This window comes from Staphylococcus pasteuri, from assembly GCF_003970495.1.
GTDB lineage: Bacteria > Bacillota > Bacilli > Staphylococcales > Staphylococcaceae > Staphylococcus > Staphylococcus pasteuri.
On the sequence record NZ_RXWW01000026.1, the window covers coordinates 1 to 20638 of the forward strand.

Sequence of the window (20638 nt, forward strand, 5' to 3'; positions counted from 1 at the left end):
TATGTGAAATAAGTTGTATTACAATAGAAAATCTAAAATTTATAGTAATTGATTAATTAATAATAATAAATATGTAAAATGTAACAATAATAGCAATAATATAAATTGCTAATTACTGCATAAAATAAAACAACGACTTTTCGAATCATAAAAATGTTGCTTTAAAGAATAATTCACTAAATATCTATATCTTTTCTTATATAAATGTGATATTTTTTATTGTAACAAAGAAATCATTTTATCCGATTACATCTAGCTCTCATGTAGAGTTAGATGTTTTTTAATGACACAATCAATAGGAACGAATGAGATGGACATATTATATCTAATAAGGTGTAAACTGTTTGAACCGTTCATTTCCGTATTATTGTAATGCAAACTAAAAGAGGCGAGACCTAATGTCTCGCCTCTTTTATATATTTATTGTCTTTATTTGAAGAAGCCAATGATAGTTTTGATGATTGAAATGATGCTTGTAACGATTTCCATTGATAGTCCTCCTTTTCAATCAGAATGAGTTATTTATTGGGTTAGTGCAATTTTTGAATAATATTAGATTATTTATTGCCTTTTACAAGATCGATGATTGTTTTCACTAAAGAAACGATACCTGAAATAATACTCATGTATAGCCCTCCCTTTTAAATGGATTAGTGTTATTTAAATACATATAATCGTCATTAAAGACGAATTATTTATTACCTTTTACAAGGTCGATGATTGTTTTTACTAAAGAAACAATGCCTGAGATGATTTCCATTATAATTACCTCCCTTGTTTGACTTGTTAAATACATTGTAACGAGATAAAGGATGGTTTATGACGAAATTTCCTAACTTGTATTTTGAAGGTCATAACTGGGCGTTTTCATTGAATAACTCACAGAATTTCATGCCTAAGTGTATTAACTATTAAATGCCTTTACAAAAGCTTTACATGGCTGTTTTGAAGTTGTAAAGATATTGAATTTTCATATAAAATTAGCGTCCTTATTGGTATGAGATTTGACATAGTTAATATCATCGACTATATTAATGTTAATATGCTCAAAAGTAGAATTAAGCTTTAGCTAGCGATGATTGCTATAAAATCATAGTGCTTATCGAGAGTGAAAGAATAGTTGGCTTTTGACCGGACACAGAAAATTAAAAAGGTAGCTTTTTAAAAGGAAATAACATCATTCTAAGATTAAAATACATACGTAGATTTAAAATGCGAGGAAAATGAGAAGTTAAGTCGACTTTTTCACAAGGAGTAAAGACCGCTAACTTATTTAAAATTCAAGTCGTAATGTTGATGATATTTCAAGTTGAAATGAAGCCTATAGTAGCATGTTTCTCATAATTCAGAGTGTGGGATATTGTCTATTGTAGGCTTTTTATAGTACGTAAATTTAAACAGAGGAGGTATCGATGTTAAGTATGAATGCACTCTTAATTGTGTTCCTTATCACTCTACTCATTGCTATGCTGAGTGGTTTAGTATTTTTATCTGCTAAAGTTCCCACTCAATATATTAAGATACATATGTATATGCTTGTCTTACCTATCATTGTAGGACTGATTGGATTATTTTCAACGACAAATCAACTTATCATTGGCCCTTTTAAATTAGATAAATTGGCTTGGTTAATGGGAAGTTTCATTTTAATATTAGGTTTTATTATCCAAAAGTTTTGTGTTCGTTATTTGCTTGGAGATAAAAATTATCGTCAATATTTCCCATTATTCACTTTGATTACCGTTTTTGCATCTGTTGCATGGTTAAGTGGTGATTTAAGATTTATGGTTGTAAGTTGGGGCGCAACATTATTATGCCTTACGTTATTAATTAGAGTTAATCGTTTCTGGAAAGTACCACATGAGGCTGCTAAAATTTCAGCTAAATTATTTTTAATTGGATGGCTAGCATTAGTTGTAGCTGTTAGTTTGCTATATATTGTTACAGGTCATTGGTATATTGATGAAGTAGCAGTTGATTATAGTCATTTATCTTTTGGCATGAAATTAATTATAGATTTATGTATTGTACTGGCTGTGATTATTCCCGCAGCACAGTTTCCTTTCCAAAGTTGGTTAATTGAATCTGTTGCAGCACCGACACCTGTATCAGCTATTATGCATGCCGGAATAGTCAATGCTGGTGGGATTATATTAACAAGATTCGCACCTGTATTTGATAATGCAGTAGCGATTACAGTTTTATTGTTGATTGCGAGTGTCTCAGTGTTACTTGGTTCAGGAATCAGTTTGGTTCATGTCGACTATAAAAGACAACTTGTAGGATCTACAATGAGTCAAATGGGCTTTATGCTTGTTCAATGTGCGTTAGGTGCATATTCGGCAGCTATTATTCATCTTGTATTACACGGCGTATTTAAAGCGACGTTGTTTTTACAATCTGGATCTGTAGTTGGCAGATTTAATATACCAACGCCACCTAGTGCTAAAAGATCATATGGATGGATCTTGTTAGGTCGACTATTGGCGTTAGTGATTGCAGTGCTATTTTGGATGAATAGTGATCATAGCGCTTATGAGCTAATTAGCTCGCTTATACTAGCATGGTCGTTAATGGTATCATGGAATCAACTAGTTGCCTTTAGTAAGACGATTATGGGTAAAGTGGTTGGTGTTTGTATGATTATTATTATTGCTTTAGTTTACATTGTGACGCATCATTTCTTTAAATATTTATTAAGCACAGTGGATATTAGTGTAACCCATCCACCGATTATAAGTAGCATTATAAGTATTGCTATTTTAGTGTTTGGAAGTGTATTTAGTATTTGGGTATCACGACATCGTAACTCGCATGCATTTGCTGTATTGTATTTATGGTTAGTTAAATTGGGTGAGGCGAAATCAGCTTCAGTTGAAAGCCATCCAACATATTTGAAAAAGTATTTATAAAAGGGTGAAAAACTATGGTTAATTCACAACAAAATAACAATATCGAAATGATTGTCTCTGAGGCTAAGCGTGTCATTACACCGTTATCACCAATTTCTATTTTTGCTGCGAGAAATCCTTGGGAAGGTTTGGAAGGACAAACATTTAACGAAATAGCTACATGGCTAAAAGATATAAGAGATGTCGATATTTATCCTAATTATAGAGCGATTGAAAATGCTGTACAACATGGTGAGATAGATGAAGAAATCTTTGAAACATTATTAAATGAAGCGATTCAATCGTCTAATATCAAAGTAGAAACCGAATTTGAAAAAAGTTATATAGATAATATTAAACATATTGAACCAATTTCAGATGATCTTTTAAATACTACTATGCGTCATCGTATCTTTGACACCTTGCCTAAGGTTTCAAACAAAGATGAAAATCAAGATTTATACCGACCTAAGAGTGCGGATAGTGTTAATGCTAAAGGTGAACGATTAATTGATGAGGTAGATATGCATATGATTAAGTGGTCTAAACTGTATTTAGACCAGTTTCAATCTAGTTGGACTATGCCTAAGAGAGAGCAAGGCTTTTATACTGCATGGTTACATTTAGCACAACATGATCCTAATCTGTCTAAACAAGCAAGACAACTTGTTCGTCAGTGTGCATCTACTTCACACGAAATGATTAGCCAAGTATTAACAGATTTGAATATTCAAAGTGCAGACTGGCAAGCTTATATAGAAGGACAGTTGTTAGCTTTACCAGGTTGGGCTGGGATGATGTATTATAGAGCAGAAGAAAATGAATCAGAGCGTCAACTCTTAACAGATTACATAGCAATAAGATTAGCCACTGAATATATTTTATTATCAACAACTAAAGAACAATACAACGTGTCTAATATTTATCACTATAAAGACGTAGATTTAGTTATAGCTTTAATGTTTTATGGTCATTTATCACTTGAAGAGTGGGATCAATTATCTAAAGAAGATAAAATAAGATACTTAGATTTTGCGAGAACATATCATAGACAGTATTTCCAAAAATTATGGCTTGATGCATGGGAAGAAACACATGAACGTGATTTAGTAGATACAATTTATGAGTCGTCAAATTCAGATAGTGAACCACAAAAGACACAAGCCCAGTTAGCGTTTTGTATCGATGTCCGTTCTGAACCGTTTCGTCGTCATCTCGAAGGAGAAGGCCCATTTGAAACGATAGGTATTGCCGGTTTCTTTGGTTTACCTATTAAAAAAGAAGTTATTGACGCACAATTCGATCATGAATCTTTACCTGTCATGGTACCACCAGCATACAAAATTCAAGAATACGCAGATCGCCATAAATTAGAACATTATCAGCAACAACAACATACAATTACATCAATGCTTTATACATTTAAATTAATGAAACATAATGTTCTACCTAGTCTATTATTACCAGAATTAAGTGGGCCATTTTTAAGTCTAAATACCATTGCCAATACGTTAATACCAACAAATGCAAGACAATTTGCGCATCGGTTCACTAAAAAATGGCTTAACAAACCTGAAACAAAGTTAACCATTGATAGAGAGCATCATGTATATTCAGAACTTCCTATTGGTTTAACGGAAGAAGAGCAAGTTCAATTTAGTAAACAAGCACTACAATTAATGGATTTAACGAAAGATTTTGCTCCACTTGTCGTATTAGGTGGACACGGTAGTGAATCTCATAATAATCCTTATCATTCTTCACTAGAGTGTGGTGCTTGTGGAGGGGCTTCAAGTGGATTTAATGCTAAATTGTTAGCGATGTTATGCAATATGTCTTCTGTAAGAGAAGCACTGAAACAAGATAACATTAATATTCCTGATGAAACTGTCTTTGTTGCGGCAGAACATAAGACCTCAGTAGATAAGTTGGAATGGATATATGTCCCAGAATTAACAGAAAGTGCACAACAAGCGTTTGATTTAATAGAATCTGTTATGCCACAAGTAAGTTATAAAGCTAATTTAGAACGTTTGGCAAACTTGCCTAACTTAAATAAAGAGCATAAAGATCCAGTAGCAGCAGCATATCAATATGCGAGTGATTGGAGCGAGATAAGACCCGAATGGGGGTTAGCTAAAAATGCTGAGTTTGTTATTGGTAAACGTTCAATTACTGAAAATAGTAATTTAGAAGCGCGAGCATTCTTGCATAATTACGATTGGACAGAAGATCAAGATGGTCATTTACTCAATACAATTATTTCTGGACCAGCACTAGTTGCACAATGGATTAACCTACAATATTATGCTTCAACTGTAGCACCACATTACTATGGTAGTGGTAATAAGAGAACACAATCAGTCACATCTGGACTTGGTGTCATGCAAGGTAACTCTAGTGACTTAATGTACGGTTTGCCTTGGCAATCAGTAATGGCTCAAGATAACGAAATTTACCATTCGCCAATACGTTTATTAGTCGTTATTCAAGCACCTGATACGCATATTCAACGCTTATTAGCAGATAATCAAAAATTCGCTCAAAAAGTCGACAATGGATGGGTACGTTTAGCAAGTATTGATGAAAATCATAGTTGGAAAGATTGGTAAATGTATATATAGATAGCTTACTTAAGAGATTTCAATTGGTTATGGCGTTTTTGATGTTATTTTCGAATAATATGGAAAATGTTAAACTATATGTAATCAATATTTAGGAGTCGTCTATATGAAAAAGTCTAAAGGTGTATATGAAGCTGAAATTAGTAAAGCGATCACTCAATGGGAAAAGGATTATTTAGGAAGAGGTTCTTTATCTGTTAAAACTGACATACTAAGAGATATGGTGATTATCAATTTGCAAGGAATATTAACACCTGCAGAATATCGCGTTTGTGAGACGAATGAAGGTTTATTGAATATTAAACGCACAAGATCTGAATTAGTTGAATCGGGTCAAAATGATCTTAATAACATTATTCATCAAATTACAGGAATTGAAGTAGTCAGTTTCCATAGCGATTTAAGTACCGTTACAGGTGAACGTGTGATTGTCTTTAAATTAAAAGACAACTTTGAAAAATTAATCAACCAAGCTTGATTTATATAGGAACAGTATGATTTTACGTTAATAGACAAAGGTCATACTGTTTTTTATTTTAAATATAATAAGTACATCACGTAAACATAAAGTCTATAAATGATACCTAATAAATTCGGAAAAATAATCATAGAGGCTAGTAATTTATCACCTTTGAAACCGACAATACATAAAATAATAGGTATCATATAGAGAATGAATAACCAATATAATAGTGTGTCAAATGAGGGATGAATAGGTAAGAAAAAGCGAAATAATGTAATTAACAAGGCACAATAGATTAATATTATTTTGCTCATAAAGGATACCTTTCTAACTATCAAACATAAATGGGTACAGTTGAATGATTACAGTACTTATATTTGAATACGTTTTTAACGTGTGATAGCTATATTTTTTAGATTTTTATTATTATTATAAATTCAATTATACAATAATTTATATGCAAAAGGTATGAGAATTCCAAAGCACTATAGTCATTTAATATCAATTATAAATGGTATCTCAACCTCACTTTAAGCGATTGAATCGTATATAATACATGTAATGGTTGAAAGCACAAAGGATATCATTAACGAAATATAATGAATATAGGTCAAAATAATCGACGTTTAAATAATGGTACAAACGATGGCTTAGTCCAAGAGATTTTGATGGACACAGTTATCAAATAGCAAATATAACATAATTAAAATCCGACATAAGGCCGAGCCCAACATATGGTCATTTTGTATATGATATAAGAGTTAAGTAACTAAAGTTTGTAAGAGATAGAGGAGATTATATGATAAACAACAAAATAACGACAGGAAAACTTACCATTCCTTTATTTTTGATCAGTGTGTGCTTGTTTATATTTGTTGCATTGCGTATTACTCATGAAGGCGCATTTTTAAAAACACTTGATTTAAAGTCATTACATTGGCTTACTCAGGAATTTGGTACACCACATCGAAATTTTGAAGGTAATTGGTTCAATCATTATATGACATTTTCTGCCACTATAGGCGACGTCAGTGGTGTAATTATTATGTCACTTATTATTACAGTAGTTTTAATGTTTAGATATAAACATATTGCTTTATGGTTTATTTTAACGATTTTAAGTGGCACATTAATGAATATATTAATCAAAATGACAATAGAGCGTACAAGACCGTTTAATCATTTAGTCGTTGACAAAGGGTATTCTTTCCCTAGTGGTCATTCTAATGCCAGTACGCTATTATTTGTAACAATGATTTTTGTGATTATACCAGTAGTTCGCCATGCTATATTGAGGTACGCAATGCTCGTTCTTGCGATCATATTGTGGTTAAGTATATTATTTTGTAGATTATACTTTCATGCGCACTACCTTACAGACGTCATTGGTGGTGTCACATTAGCATTGGCCTGGATAGCACTATGGCTTGCTGTATATCCATTGTTTAAAAAATTAAAGTTAAAAGACAAATAGTTAATGTCTTTTTAAAAGTGATATTATATACGTATTAAATTTTAAAAGTTAGGAGAGTACGACATGATGAATATTAAATCACCAAGTCCACTTTATTTAAAAGGTACAAACAATCAAGCGATATTATTATTACATTCATTTACAGGTACCGTTAAAGACGTGAAACATCTTGCAACAACATTGAATGAACAAGGATTTACTTGTTATGTACCTAATTATCCTGGTCACGGACTACCAGTGACACAGTTTGTAGCGTACAATGTTGAAGATTGGTGGCATTGCGTGCAAGAAGCGTATCAATTTTTAAAAAGTGAAGGATTTGAGAAAATTAATGTTGCTGGCGTCTCATTAGGTGGTTTATTCACATTACGTTTAGCTGAAAACGTTGAGTTAAATCGTATTGTCGTCATGTCTGCACCAAGTGAAAAGACGAAAGCAGGTATCTCTTGGCGTTTGGAAAAATATGGGAAACGTATGAATAACATAATGAGGTTATCAGAAAGTGAAAGTACTCATGAATTAGCGCAAATAGAGGATTATCAAAATGATATAAAAACATTCCAAGAGGTTATTAATGATATTATGTCACATTTGAATGAAATTACTGCAACTGCAAGAATAGTATATGGTGGCCAGGATGAAGCAGCTTATGAAGACAGTGCCCACTATATTTTCAACCAAATCAGTAGTGAACATAAAACGATACAAGAATTCCCACGCAATCAACACTTGATGACGCATGGTGAGGGTAGAGACGAATTGGAACAAGATATTGTTAAGTTCTTCACTGAGCAATAATATCTTTATAAAAGGACGTGTTCATAGATGAAAAGGACTTTTTTATTAACATATATAACGACTTCGGGTAAAACATATACAGAATTTAAGACATTTGAAAATGGCATAGATAAAGATAAATGTGTGAGACGAATTTTAGATGAATTTGATGAGTTGCCATATTTATATTTAGAAAAGGGAAATAGCATCCATTATATCAATGTTGATCACATTGAAAGTTTAGAGATTGAAGAAGTACATGATGGACAGTCAATCACTTATAGCAGTTAAAATATGAAAAGCTAAAAATTTAAAATAATGTTACAAGGAAAATAGTCATAACTCATTCATTTTCAGTTTATATTTAAATACAAATTGAAAAAGGTGAGCAAAGCTATTTTTTTATTATTCTGACAATTTAGATGGATATTGCACATATATGCTATAAATGGTAAAGTGTTACTTAAATACATAAACGCTTTAACGTGCTAAAGGAAGTGATCGGATATGAGCAAACAATCAGAATGGAAGACATCAACTGGTTTTATATTAGCAAGTGCTGGTTCTGCAATAGGTCTAGGAGCAATGTGGAAATTCCCTTATATGGCAGGCATTTATGGTGGCGGCGCATTTTTATTAATGTTTTTAATCTTCACCATATTTGTAGGACTACCATTATTAGTAATGGAATTTACTGTTGGGAAAATGGGAAGAACCTATACCACACAAATATATAGTAAACTTACAGGCAAAAAATGGTTAAATATTATAGGGTGGAATGGTAACTTAGCAGTATTTATCTTATTCGGTTTCTATAGTGTTATTGGCGGATGGATTATAATCTATATGGCTAATGTCATTTGGCAAATAGTTACGTCGAACACATCTGATCTTGGCCAAATTCAATTTGAATTGATTATTAGTAATCCATGGTTAACAGTATCAGGACAGGGTATTTTTATTTTCTTAACAATGATTATAGTCATGCTCGGTGTCGAAAAAGGCTTAGAAAAAGCTTCCAAAATCATGATGCCGTTACTATTTATCTTTCTAATAATTGTTGTTGGAAAATCGTTAACTTTAGACGGTTCTATGGAAGGTGTACGTTATTTATTGCAACCCCGAATTAAAGATATATCAATGGAAGGCATCTTATTTGCTCTTGGACAATCCTTCTTTACATTATCATTGGGAACGACTGGGATGATTACTTACGCAAGCTATGCTCCGAAAGCTATGACAATTAAATCATCTGCTATTTCAATTGTATTGATGAATATTTTAGTTTCAGTTTTAGCGGGATTAGCAATCTTTCCAGCGTTAAAAACATTCGGATACCAGCCGCAAGAAGGGCCCGGTTTATTATTTAAAGTGCTACCTTTAGTATTCGATAAAATGCATTTCGGTATCGTTTTTTATCTTATCTTTTTAATTTTATTTTTATTTGCAGCATTAACATCATCTATTTCATTATTAGAGCTAAACGTTTCTAATTTTACAAAAAATGATAATACTAAACGTCGACCTGTTGCACTTATCGCAAGTATACTCGTATTTATCATTAGTATTCCAGCCACTTTATCGTTCAGTAGTTTAAGTGGAATTAAATTTGGCGCTGGCACTATATTCGATAACATGGATTTTATTGTATCTAATATTCTAATGCCATTAGGAGCGCTAGGTACTACGCTTGTTGTAGGCCAATTATTAGATAAAAATTTATTAAGAGAAAACTTTGGTAGAGACAAATTCAAACTATTTTTACCTTGGTATTATTTAATTAAATTTGTTATGCCAATCGTAATTATTTTAGTATTTATAGTTCAGTTATTTTAAAAAAAGATTTTAGATAAAAATATAGCAATAAAGGCTTATCGAAACTACGAATTTCGATAAGCCTTTTTATATTATCCAACCAAAATATGCCAAATATTTTTGATGATAAGTAAACTGACAATTAGAACGATAATACTCGAGATTTTATTTAAAATAATGATGTATTTACCAGTTTTATCAACAGACCCTAACATTTTTCCAAGGACTGCTAACAAAATAAACCAAATCCAAGAAACTGAAATAGTAGCTATTGCGAATAATACCTTTTCGTTACCTTGATACATAGAAGCGCTAGTACCAATGACGCCGATTGTATCCATAATCGCATGGGGATTAAGTAGTGAAACAGAGAGTGCAAATCCGATTTGTTTCTTAGCGCTCATAGGTTCCATATGTTCTAAATTATTTGGCTTTTCATTCCACAATGACCAAGCCATATATAATAAGAAGGCTAGGCCAATAATATAAATTACTAATTGTAAAATAGGTAGTGACATTAAAACGAGTGAAACACCTAATATAGCTAATACTATTAAAGTCGTATCACATAAACCTGCTGTAATAATGACAGGTAATGCTTTGGTTAATTTCTTTTGTTTAGCTCCCTGGTTAAATACAAATACGTTTTGAGCACCTAATGGCAAGATAAGACCTAAAGCAAGTAAGAATCCGTGAATCATAGGTTGCATAATAGTACCCCTTTTTTATGAGCTAGAATATTTATCTTAAAAAGTTTAAATATCTGAATATTTAAAAAATATTATACGGAAGACATATATACTTTTCAATATTAAATATTTTATTAGGGATTGTTCTCATAAAAAAGCCCAAAGCAGTTGTGTTTTAAATGCTTTGGGCTATGAAATATATATTTTGAAATTGAGATTAACAAATTAGATTATGACTCTTTTGTGGCCTCTACTAATGTATCTGCTGCAAGTAAACCAAGATTATTTGAAGCTAATGGACTATCGCCAGTTAATAACTTACGGTCTTGGTGTGTCTGGCCACTCATTTCTTTATTTACAATATTAAGTCCTTGTTTGCTTAATAAGTCTGCAACTAACCATTTAAGTTTACCTGGCAAGTAACCAATGTCGATATTAGCGCCGTCATCAAGCGCATCAGGGAATACACAAACTGAATAGCCTTCAAATGGTGATGATTCTCTATTTAAACCAGCAGATAATAATGCAGCAGGACCATGACATAATGTGATAATAAACTTATCATAATCTAATGCCCAATCTAATGTTTGTTGTACATCTTCACTTTCGGAAATACCAACTACAGCCGCATGTCCTCCAGGTATAAATAGGGAAATATAATCTGAATCAGGACCGAGTTCATTTTTAACTACTTCTGATAACACTTTTGGTTGTTTTAGTTTTTCCTTTAATTTATTGTAAGTCGATTGAACAGCCTCATCTTCTCCAGGCATAGCCCAATGTTCCAATTTTACAGGATAACCCGTTAATGTAGCTACATCGACATCGAAACCTGCTTCCATTAAATGATGCAATGGTAATAACATTTCTACTGGGTGATTACCTGTGGAGAACATTTTGCCGTTTTCTAACAATACATATCGTTCTTCTGCGGCAATCATTAATACTTTCCATTTACCTCCAGTATAAGCATTTTTATGTTTGACACCATCAAAGTCTGTTTTAGGTGCTGTATATTGACTTAATGAATAAGGAGAAGGGAAAAATGCATTATCCTCCGCTTTATCAGGCGTTGGCACTTTACTTAATTCACTTGTGTCTTGAGTCATATTCAATTCCTTCTTTCGTAGGTTTGTAATGTTTATTACCTTGTAAGATACCTCATAAACATATACTAATAGCTACATGTCTCTCTTTTAATATAAAAAATGTACACTAAGACAGCATTATAAGGTCTAAGTGTACACGTTGAATTAGATGTATTGTACATTTTCGAAAATGACATTTTGTTTTTGAAGTTCTTCTGCAATGTTTTGAGGTAATTTAGTATTTTTAAATGTCACATGATCAAAGAAGCAGTGTTTTAATTTTATATTTTCAAATACAGATTGGTTAATTTCTGTTTTTTTAAAAGTAACATTTTTAAATGTAGTATCAGTGATTTTAACCTCACTAAACGTGTTGCCATCAAATACAACATCTTGAAAGACTGTATTATTAATCGTTGTTTCATCAAACGTCGTATTTTCTGCGTTAATGTTTTTAAATTGGTTTTTGTAAAAATTAACTTGTTCGAATATGCAGTCATTCAAACTACTATTTACAAATTTACTATTTGAGACAGCGTTAATGTTTTTAAATATACCTTCATTAAAATTACAATTTTTAAAACGACTTTTATTAACTTCTAATTCATCGTACATAGAATTTCTAAAATTAGTTGAATTATGATTTACATTTTTATAGTTTTCTTGAGTGAATACAGATAGCGATAAGTCTTTATTTGCCATATAATTACAAACTCCTTTACTAGCGTTAAATGATATTTCTTTTCTTATACAGGAAAAATAAATATAAAATTATAGAATTAATATACGTTATTCATCATAACATGAGATGGCTTCTGGCACATTTGATTGAGTTTGAAAATAGAAATATAAAAATATGATTTATTATAAACAGTGAAATTGCAAAATATTCTAAAATCATTTATAATTCATACCTGTTAAATAAGAATTATTGGAATATGGGAAAAGGCATTGTATAGTTTTCCTTAAAATACATAGGAGATGTATATATATAACATGATTGCATACGATTTGATTGGACAAACACCACTTGTTTTATTAGAAAGTTATAGTGATGAAAACGTTAAAATTTATGCTAAACTTGAGCAATTTAATCCTGGAGGCAGTGTCAAAGATAGGCTAGGAAAGTATCTTGTTGAACAAGCAATAGAAGAAGGACGTCTTCAACGCGGTGATACTATAGTGGAAGCTACGGCTGGAAATACTGGCATAGGATTAGCTATAGCAGCTAATCGCTACGATCTAAAATGTGTCATATTTGCACCTGAAGGCTTTTCTGAAGAGAAAATTTCAATTATGCGTGCGTTAGGTGCTGATGTAAAAAGAACAGCTAAAGATGAAGGTATGATTGGAGCACAACAAGTTGCCAAACAATACGCTACTGACACACAATCCATTTATATGAATCAGTTTGAAACTAAACATAACCCTGATGCCTATACACACACCTTGGGGAAAGAACTTACAGATGAACTGAATCATATTGACTATTTCGTAGCTGGTGCTGGATCTGGTGGTACATTTACAGGTGTAGCAAGACATTTACAACCTTTAGGTGTTAAAAGCTATATTGTTGAACCAGAAGGCTCGATATTAAATGGTGGGCCAAGTCATGCTCATGACACAGAGGGCATTGGTTCAGAGAAGTGGCCTGGATTTTTAGAGAAAACTTTAGTCGACGGTATTTTTACAATTAGTGATAAACATGCTTTTGAAAACGTAAAAAATATTGCTAAAAATGAAGGATTACTTGTAGGTAGTTCATCTGGTGCAGCATTACAAGGTGCACTTGAATTAAAACAACAATTAGACAAAGGGGTAATCGTAACCATATTCCCTGATGGTAGTGATCGATATATGTCAAAACAAATATTTAATTATAAGGAGATGGATGATAATGAATAAAAAAACACAAATGATTCATGGCGGACATACTACAGACGAATATACAGGTGCTGTAACAACACCTATATATCAAACAAGTACTTACTTACAAGATGATATTGGAGATTTACGTCAAGGTTATGAATATTCTCGTACAGCCAATCCAACGCGTGCATCATTAGAAAGTGTCATTGCAGATTTAGAACATGGTAAACATGGTTTCGCATTTGGGTCAGGTATGGCTGCAATTAGTGCAGTTATTATGTTATTAGATAAAGGCGATCACCTTATATTAAATTCTGATGTATACGGTGGCACATATCGTGCATTAACTAAAGTATTTACAAGATTCGGATTAGATGTTGATTTTGTTGATACTACAAATATTGATGAAGTTGAAAAATATATTAAACCTGAAACTAAAATGTTATATATTGAAACACCTTCTAATCCGTTATTACGTGTAACAGATATTAAAGGTACAGTAGATATTGCTAAAAAACACAATTTGATTTCTGTTGTAGATAATACATTTATGACACCTTATTATCAAAATCCATTAGACTTTGGCATTGATATTGTTTTACATTCTGCTACTAAATACATTGGCGGACACAGTGATGTAGTAGCTGGATTAGTAGTAACTGCTGACGATGAATTAGGAGAACGTATTGGTTTTATTTCTAATTCAACAGGTGGCGTTCTTGGACCACAAGATAGTTATTTATTAGTAAGAGGAATCAAAACACTTGGCTTACGTATGGAACAAATTAATCGTAATGTTGAAGCGGTTATTGATATGCTTCAATCTCATGACAGTGTACAAAAAGTATTCCATCCAAGTGTGAAAAGTCACCTAAATTATGATATACATGCAGCGCAAGCAGACGGTCATACAGGTGTAATCGCTTTTGAAGTGAAAGATACTGAAGCAGCTAAAAAAGTGATTCACGCAACACAATATTTCACTTTAGCTGAAAGTTTAGGTGCAGTTGAAAGCTTAATCTCAGTACCTGCTTTAATGACACATGCGTCTATCCCATCAGATGTGCGAGCTAAAGAAGGTATTACTGACGGCTTAATTCGTTTATCAATAGGTATTGAAGATACAGATGATTTAGTCAATGACTTAAAACAAGCACTTAACACATTAAATTAAATCTAATTAGTCATATATAAGCGTATCTTTCTTTCATTTAATAATTCACAACATTAATAGATCGAGATTAGTATAAACTGACGACAAAGAATCAAATTTTGTCGTCAGTTTTTTATTTTTAATAGAAAAGTAAGGATAAATAAATTTTCATATAATTCTCAATTTGGCTAATATTGTGCGTGTTTTAAATTAAGATTATTCCTATTTTGTCAGGGTATGCGAATAATGTACATTGAATTATAGAGAGGGGTATTTTTAATGATTTTCGAAACTATGGAACAAGAAGACTATGAACAAATGGTTTTTTGCCAAGATAAAGCAACAGGCTTAAAGGCAATTATTTGTATTCATGATACGACACTTGGACCAGCATTAGGCGGTTGCCGCGTTAGAAATGATTATAATTCTGAAGAAGAAGCAATAGAAGATGCTATGAATTTAGCACGTGGTATGACATATAAAAATGCAGCTGCTGGCTTAGACCTTGGTGGAGGTAAGACAGTAGTGATGGGTTCACCTAATAAAGAAGATGAAGAAGCATTTTATAGAGCATTAGGTCGCTATGTTAATACATTAAATGGTCGTTACTATACAGCAGAAGATGTTGGTACATCTGAACATGAAATGAATTTAATTTATAAAGAAACACCTTATGTTTGTGGTACTAGTCAATCATTTGGATCAGCAGGTAATCCTAGTCCAATGACTGCTTATGGTATTTATATAGCAATGAAACGTACGGCTATGGAACAATTTAATGGTGAATCACTCGAAGGTAAAACAGTAGCCGTCCAAGGTGTAGGTCACGTATCATATGAACTTTGTCGCTTATTACATGAAGACGGAGTTAAGTTAATTGTGACTGATATCAATAAAAATAACGCACAACGAGCAGTTGATGAATTTAATGCACAATTTGTCGAACCAGATGACATCTTTTCAGTAGAAGCGGATATTTTCGCACCATGTGCACTTGGTGGTATTTTAAATGATGATACTATTCCTCAATTAAAAGTTAAAGCCGTATGTGGTTCAGCGAATAACCAATTAAAAGATGAAAATAAACATAGTAAAATGTTAGAAGAAAAAGGTATATTATATGCACCAGACTATATTGTTAATAGTGGTGGTGTAATCAATACAGCTGACGAATTAAATGGTTACAATGAAGCGCGTGCGACAGAAAGTATTGAAGGTATCGATAAGATTGTTAAACATATATTCGATATAGCTAAATCTCAAAATAAGACACCATTAGAAGCTTCACAACATTTTGCTGAAACACGTATGAATCAAATGTCACGTATTCATGATATTAGAAAATAAAAATGATGAAATAAAATATAGAATTGTTGTAGCCTGGGATAAATAACTGTCTCAGGCTACAATTTTATATTGGCAGTAGTTGACTGATAAAGTAATTCTTTTTCTTTAGAAATTAGAATTACTTATGCATGAGTGCTAACTCATGTAATCCTTAGTGGAACACCTTAGCTAAAGCTAATGTGTAAGTATCACTAAACTATTTAAAAATAGTAGTGATACTTTATTTTAAATTCTAGTCAACCTTGCCGGGGTTAGACTACGAAATAAATTTTAGGAAAATATTATTTCTGTCTAACTCCCTTTTTAATTGTGTAATGAAATTGATGAGATATGATACTCAACTTGAAGTAATAACTGCTATTTTGAAAAATTACTTTAACAAATTTGAATAATCGAAAATGATTTTGGTTATTCGGGTTTATAAATCATATATCCGGATAAAGGAAAGTTATCAAAGTACAATTTTATTATTGAATAGAGAAAGCATATAAAAAATAAAACATAAAATGTATATCTGTATTAATTGAAATTTTGACAAACTTAATTGCGTACAAAATAGTTTTGTCAAATCCATTTTATATATTTATTCATATTATTACTAAAAAATGATAAATATAAATTTGGATAAAAATTGTACAGATATATAGTTTTGTAACATTTGTAAAAAGTAAATCAATTAAGTATTATATGTATATACAATATTAAAATTGTGCAAAATATATGAGGTGATTCATAAATGAAGAACAAACAAGGCTTTTTACCACACAAACTAAATAAATATGCAATTAGAAAATTCACAGCAGGAACAGCATCACTATTAATAGGTGCAACATTAGTATTTGGAGCAGGAAATGTAGCTAGAGCAGATGAATTAGATAATGCATCTGCTCAAAATAGCGATGGCAACAAAGATAAAAGTGAACCTGTTGATATAACAGAACTCACTAATAGTAATGAAACAAATAGTACAGAAACGAGTGCCACAGACAAAACAGCTACTCAAACAGACAATGCTAATAGTGACCAACAAACTACTACAACTAATAAAGATGTAGAGGAGAAAACAACAAATAATACTGGCGATAAGCAAAGTACCGAACAAGCGAATTCAGACAACGTTTCTTCAGATAAAACATCAGCACAAGAATCCTCAAGTATTGAACAAAACACAATTGATAACTCAAACAAAAAAGCATCGACAACAAAAGATGAATCTACAACAGAGTCAGCAACTTCTGAGAACAAAACAACATCTACAGATGACAAACAAGTAGAGTCAAATAAAGACGATGAATCTATAAATAAATAAGATAGTGAAACTAATTCTACTTCTAAAGAAAATCAAACTTCAGATAAAACGACTTCAGATAAAACCTCTTCAGAAAAGAATAATACTGCAGATAAAACATCAACTAAAAATGTAGACAAAACAACTTCCAATAAAACAACATCTAAAACAGAAGGAAAAACAACTAAAGCAACAACTAAAAATTCGACATCTAAACAAGATACTAAAAAAGTAACAACTAAAAAGGCTACTGATAAAACATCAACTAAAAAAACTGAATCAAGCAAAAAAGAAACAACATCTAAAAATTCTAGTAAGTCTACTAAAACAAATAAAACAACAGCAAAAGAAACTACTGAATTAACAAAACAATTAGCGAAATCTAAAAATAAAGAAAAAGCAGTGCAATCATTTTTAAATGATCAAGTTTCAACAACTGAAGCAAAAGAAATATTGAAAAATACAGATGTAGACTTTAACAAAGCAACTGATGAAGAAATCAATCAAGCTGTATTACAAGCTGCTTTAAAAGAAATGGTAGACAAACAAAAGAGCACAGAAACATTAGCTACTCAGCCTAGAACTAGAACATTTATGCGCGCAATGGCTACACCTAGAATGCTTGCTGCCGCTGTTAGTGGTGACGAAAAAGCACAAAAATCATTAAATTATTCTGATAACTATACATTTGCGTCACTAGTATTTGATCCTGAAGCTTTAGATTCTGACGCAGTTAAAAATAGTACATCAATTCCATTTAATATTCATGCATATATGTCAGGTTCTAACTCAGGTTCTAGATATAAAATTGATTTAAATCTAGACTCTAAAATTGCAGATCATGTTACTAAAATATCTGTAAATCAAGCTGGTGGTAGCAATCCGGTCACATTTACGAGATTGAAAAATGATGATGGCACACCGTCTAATATTTGGGAGATTAACTATATTCGTGCGAACGGTGGTTTATTTGGTGGCGCTGAAATTTTAGCTAATAAAACAGCAGCTGGTGGTCAAATTGAATTAGATGATACTGTTGAAAATATTCTTAATGAAGCAGGAGATTTAAGTAATAATAAACTTAATTATCAAATCTATGTTAGAGACTCTTCTGCCAATACGATTGTACGTTCATCAGAAAGTAGTGGTTATTTCCTTACATCGACTGATGATGATTTAGTTAAGTTAAATAATAATACATCTACAGCTAATTCAAAAGATTTTAAAGCAAGTAGTGGTACAGCTATTTTAGATACTAAAGTTGGTGATAACGGAGCGATTATTGTTGACCAACAAATCGTTAAAAATGGCACATTTGGTTATGGTGGTGCTTCAAACAAACAATGGAGTTATAACTATCAAATCGATAAAGACTTAATTCCATTTATTCAAAGTGTTGAATTAGATAGATATGATTACAATGGTTTAAATGGATTTAATAAAACTTATAATGCATCTAATAAGGTAGCAGATCTATCTATAGATGCGAACGGTAATGGTACAATTACTGCTAGTGATTTAAACAGTTTAATTGAATTTAATAATGGATTACCAGAGCCAATTGGTATGAGAATTGTTATTAAATTAAATCAAAGTGCTAATAACATTCTGACTAAAGATGCACAATATGACGCAAATGGAAATTTAATTACTTCTACAGCTGACCAAGTTGAAGACTTTACATTTGCAGGTTATCTTACTGATAATGCTGGTCAACTTATTAATAACTCTTTAGGAACATCTTATTTAGAATTACAAGACTATGATCAAGATGGTCTTTTAGATAGATATGAAAGAGAAGTATCATTAACAGATCCAAATGATGCAGATACAGATGATGACTCTAAAAATGATGGAGATGAGGTTAAGACATATAAAACTTCACCATTAGTAGGTAAACCAACTGCAGCCGATATTACAATTAATGATACAAAAGTAAGTGGATCAGTCACTTTAAAAGCAAATGCAGGTACTCAAACTGCTAAAGTAATTAATTCAGCAGGACAAGTTATTGGTACATCTACTGTGAATAGCGATGGAACTTTCTCAGTTACTATCCCTAAATCAGCAGCAGGTCAGTACACAATAGCTATTGATGCATCTAACTATGATAATGATGAAACAAATACATTTAATATTATAGATAATACAATTGTTCCTGCGCCTTTAGTGGATCCAGTTGACGATAATGATACGACTATTGGTGTTCATGGTACGGCTGGTTCAACAATTACGGTTAAAGATAACAATAATAATGTGATAGGCACAGTTACATTAGGAGCGAATAGCACGTCAGGTACCTTAACATTATCTAAACCATTAACAGCAGGAACTCAGTTAACATCTACTGCTAGTAAAAATGGAAAAACAAGTGAAGTTTCACCAACAGTAACAGTAACAGATGCAACAGCACCGGACGCACCTGTGATTAATCCTGTAACAAGTGAAGATACTACAGTGACAGGAACAGCAGAACCAAACTCAACAGTAACAGTGACATTCCCAGACGGAACAACACAAGTTACGACTGCTGATGCGTCAGGTAATTATACTGTTAATATTCCAGCAAATGAAGATTTCACTGGTGGAGAAACAATTACTGCTTCTGCTAAAGATGCAGCAGGTAATAAATCTGTGGATTCAAATATTACAGTCACAGATGCGACAGCACCAAATCAACCTACTGTTAATAGAGTAACAAGTGAAGATAAAACAATTACAGGAACAGCAGAACCAAACTCAACAGTAACAATCACGTTCCCAAATGGAACAAAAGTGGAAGCAATTGCGACATCAAATGGTAGTTATAGAGTTGCAATTCCAACTAATATAGATTTAAAAGGTGGAGAAACATTAAACGTTACTTCAACAGATAAAGCAGGTAATAAATCTACTAACGCTAATACAACAGTTGTTGATGTAACGGCACCGGATGAACCTACAATCAATACTGTAACAAGTGAAGATACACAAATTACAGGAACAGCAGAACCAGGTTCAACAGTAACAGTGACGTTCCCAGATGGCACAACAGCAACTGGAACTGCCGATGCCGACGGTAATTATGTCATCGACATTCCATCTAATGAAGACCTAAAAGGTGGGGAAACATTACCAGTTACTGCGACAGACAAAGATGGCAACACTTCTGAAAAAGCAT

The 20638-nt window shown here is 32.1% G+C and carries 18 protein-coding genes; 12 read left to right on the forward strand and 6 right to left on the reverse strand.

Going from position 1 to position 20638, the window contains the following annotated elements; translation table 11 throughout:
• Positions 1–557: 557 nt before the first annotated feature.
• Positions 558–626 (reverse strand): hypothetical protein, encoded by a 69-nt coding sequence (locus CD121_RS12525; protein ID WP_219906379.1) that lies wholly within the window; start codon positions 624–626, stop codon positions 558–560.
• A 786-nt stretch (positions 627–1412) separates the two neighbouring features.
• On the opposite strand from CD121_RS12525, the gene CD121_RS03900 reads away from it, so the two are divergent.
• The 3 genes from CD121_RS03900 (at position 1413) to CD121_RS03910 (ending at position 5993) form a co-directional block, all read left to right on the forward strand.
• A complete protein-coding gene (locus tag CD121_RS03900) occupies positions 1413–2912 on the forward strand; it encodes an NADH dehydrogenase subunit 5 (RefSeq protein ID WP_126567479.1) in 1500 nt (499 codons plus the stop codon).
• A gap of 14 nt (positions 2913–2926) precedes the next feature.
• On the forward strand, positions 2927–5503 hold the full coding sequence (locus CD121_RS03905; protein WP_126567480.1) for a DUF2309 domain-containing protein: 2577 nt from the start codon (positions 2927–2929) through the stop codon (positions 5501–5503).
• Positions 5504–5621: 118 nt separating this feature from the next.
• On the forward strand, positions 5622–5993 hold the full coding sequence (locus tag CD121_RS03910; protein WP_029056574.1) for a Na-translocating system protein MpsC family protein: 372 nt from the start codon (positions 5622–5624) through the stop codon (positions 5991–5993).
• 53 nt (positions 5994–6046) lie between these two features.
• Here the strand turns inward: CD121_RS03910 and CD121_RS03915 are convergent, their stop codons facing one another.
• Positions 6047–6292, reverse strand: coding sequence for a hypothetical protein (locus CD121_RS03915; RefSeq protein ID WP_026083468.1), 246 nt, complete (start codon positions 6290–6292; stop codon positions 6047–6049).
• A gap of 485 nt (positions 6293–6777) precedes the next feature.
• Between CD121_RS03915 and CD121_RS03920 the strand changes: the two genes are divergently transcribed.
• The 4 genes from CD121_RS03920 (at position 6778) to CD121_RS03935 (ending at position 10065) form a co-directional block, all read left to right on the forward strand.
• On the forward strand, positions 6778–7452 hold the full coding sequence (locus CD121_RS03920; protein WP_126567481.1) for a phosphatase PAP2 family protein: 675 nt from the start codon (positions 6778–6780) through the stop codon (positions 7450–7452).
• A gap of 66 nt (positions 7453–7518) precedes the next feature.
• Entirely contained in the window at positions 7519–8250 is a 732-nt protein-coding gene (locus CD121_RS03925; RefSeq protein ID WP_246456634.1) for an alpha/beta hydrolase, read from the forward strand.
• A gap of 27 nt (positions 8251–8277) precedes the next feature.
• Positions 8278–8520, forward strand: a complete 243-nt coding sequence (locus CD121_RS03930; RefSeq protein WP_017637016.1) for a hypothetical protein — start codon at positions 8278–8280, stop codon at positions 8518–8520.
• Positions 8521–8736: 216 nt separating this feature from the next.
• Positions 8737–10065 (forward strand): sodium-dependent transporter, encoded by a 1329-nt coding sequence (locus CD121_RS03935; RefSeq protein ID WP_126567483.1) that lies wholly within the window; start codon positions 8737–8739, stop codon positions 10063–10065.
• Positions 10066–10136: 71 nt separating this feature from the next.
• On the opposite strand, the gene CD121_RS03940 is transcribed toward CD121_RS03935, so the two are convergent.
• The 3 genes from CD121_RS03940 to CD121_RS03950 form a co-directional block, all read right to left on the reverse strand.
• The gene (locus CD121_RS03940; protein ID WP_185817741.1) at positions 10137–10757 is read right to left on the reverse strand and encodes a LysE/ArgO family amino acid transporter; all 621 of its coding nucleotides are present in this window, start codon (positions 10755–10757) and stop codon (positions 10137–10139) included.
• Between the two features lie 206 nt (positions 10758–10963).
• On the reverse strand, positions 10964–11842 hold the full coding sequence (gene hchA, locus CD121_RS03945; RefSeq protein ID WP_070451936.1) for a glyoxalase III HchA: 879 nt from the start codon (positions 11840–11842) through the stop codon (positions 10964–10966).
• 144 nt (positions 11843–11986) lie between these two features.
• Positions 11987–12523 carry a pentapeptide repeat-containing protein gene (locus CD121_RS03950; protein ID WP_017637020.1) on the reverse strand — a complete coding sequence of 179 codons (537 nt, stop codon included), beginning with the start codon at positions 12521–12523 and terminating at the stop codon, positions 11987–11989.
• Between the two features lie 294 nt (positions 12524–12817).
• Between CD121_RS03950 and CD121_RS03955 the strand changes: the two genes are divergently transcribed.
• From CD121_RS03955 to CD121_RS03970, 4 genes are all read left to right on the forward strand, one after another.
• Positions 12818–13726: a PLP-dependent cysteine synthase family protein gene (locus tag CD121_RS03955; protein ID WP_017637021.1), complete on the forward strand. Its 909-nt coding sequence runs from the start codon at positions 12818–12820 to the stop codon at positions 13724–13726.
• Positions 13719–14864 (forward strand): bifunctional cystathionine gamma-lyase/homocysteine desulfhydrase, encoded by a 1146-nt coding sequence (locus CD121_RS03960; RefSeq protein WP_070451941.1) that lies wholly within the window; start codon positions 13719–13721, stop codon positions 14862–14864. The genes CD121_RS03955 and CD121_RS03960 overlap by 8 nt, the downstream gene beginning before the upstream one ends.
• A 258-nt stretch (positions 14865–15122) precedes the next feature.
• Positions 15123–16190 carry a Leu/Phe/Val dehydrogenase gene (locus CD121_RS03965; RefSeq protein ID WP_017637023.1) on the forward strand — a complete coding sequence of 356 codons (1068 nt, stop codon included), beginning with the start codon at positions 15123–15125 and terminating at the stop codon, positions 16188–16190.
• Between the two features lie 736 nt (positions 16191–16926).
• Positions 16927–17499 carry a YSIRK-type signal peptide-containing protein gene (locus tag CD121_RS03970; RefSeq protein WP_126567485.1) on the forward strand — a complete coding sequence of 191 codons (573 nt, stop codon included), beginning with the start codon at positions 16927–16929 and terminating at the stop codon, positions 17497–17499.
• A 32-nt stretch (positions 17500–17531) separates the two neighbouring features.
• On the opposite strand, the gene CD121_RS03975 is transcribed toward CD121_RS03970, so the two are convergent.
• The gene (locus CD121_RS03975; RefSeq protein ID WP_119622761.1) at positions 17532–17765 is read right to left on the reverse strand and encodes a hypothetical protein; all 234 of its coding nucleotides are present in this window, start codon (positions 17763–17765) and stop codon (positions 17532–17534) included.
• Between the two features lie 115 nt (positions 17766–17880).
• On the opposite strand from CD121_RS03975, the gene CD121_RS03980 reads away from it, so the two are divergent.
• Positions 17881–20638 (forward strand): Ig-like domain-containing protein (locus CD121_RS03980; RefSeq protein ID WP_257214256.1); only part of this gene is annotated, 2758 nt, incomplete at its 3' end.